At 60.7% G+C, this 1,195-nt stretch carries 1 protein-coding gene; it reads right to left on the reverse strand.

The features are described 5' to 3' along the window. Positions 1-19: 19 nt before the first annotated feature. Positions 20-1,195, reverse strand: a 1,176-nt coding sequence (gene tuf / locus LCM21_RS20660; RefSeq protein WP_224892258.1) for an elongation factor Tu, incomplete at its 5' end; no start/stop codon positions are given.

Here is a 1,195-nt window from a genome sequence, read left to right on the forward strand (position 1 = left end):
GATCATTCGCTAGCGCGAATTACTCGATGATCTTCGACACGACGCCGGCGCCGACGGTGCGGCCGCCTTCGCGGATGGCGAAGCGGAGGCCCTGCTCCATCGCGATCGGGGCGATCAGCTCAACGCCGAACGACACGTTGTCGCCGGGCATGACCATCTCAGTGCCTTCGGCCAGCGTCACGGTGCCGGTCACGTCAGTCGTACGGAAGTAGAACTGCGGGCGATAGTTCGCGAAGAACGGGGTGTGACGACCGCCTTCTTCCTTGGTCAGGATGTAGGCTTCGGCTTCGAACTTGGTGTGCGGAGTCACCGAGCCGGGCTTACACAGAACCTGGCCACGCTCAACACCGTCACGGTCAACACCGCGCAGCAGGGCGCCGATGTTGTCGCCGGCTTCACCGCGGTCCAGCAGCTTGCGGAACATTTCAACACCGGTGCAGGTGGTCTTGGTGGTGTCGCGGATGCCGACGATTTCAATCTCGTCACCAACGTTGATCACGCCACGCTCAACACGGCCCGTCACAACGGTACCGCGGCCCGAGATCGAGAACACGTCTTCGATCGGCATCAGGAACGGCTGGTCAACAGCGCGCTCAGGGGTGTCGATATACTCATCAACAGCCGCCATCAGCTCCTTGATCTTCTCTTCGCCGATTTCCGGGTTGTTGCCTTCCATCGCGGCCAGAGCCGACCCTGCGATGATCGGAATATCGTCGCCGGGGTAGTCGTAGCTGGACAGCAGCTCGCGCACTTCCATCTCAACCAGTTCCAGCAGCTCTTCGTCGTCAACCTGGTCAACTTTGTTCAGGAACACGACCATCTTCGGGATGCCAACCTGGCGGCCCAGCAGGATGTGCTCACGCGTTTGCGGCATCGGGCCGTCAGCGGCGTTCACAACCAGGATCGCACCGTCCATCTGGGCGGCACCGGTGATCATGTTTTTGACGTAGTCGGCGTGGCCGGGGCAGTCAACGTGCGCATAGTGGCGCGCGTCGGTCTCGTATTCCACGTGGGCGGTCGAGATGGTGATGCCGCGCGCCTTTTCTTCCGGCGCACCGTCAATCTGGTCATACGCCTTGAAGTCGCCGAAATACTTGGTGATTGCTGCGGTCAGCGTCGTCTTGCCGTGGTCAACGTGGCCAATCGTGCCGATGTTGACGTGCGGTTTTGTACGCTCAAACTTTTCCTTTGCCAT

Origin of the sequence: Ruegeria profundi, assembly GCF_020171505.1 — a bacterium.
In the GTDB taxonomy this organism is placed as follows: Bacteria; Pseudomonadota; Alphaproteobacteria; order Rhodobacterales; family Rhodobacteraceae; genus Ruegeria; species Ruegeria profundi.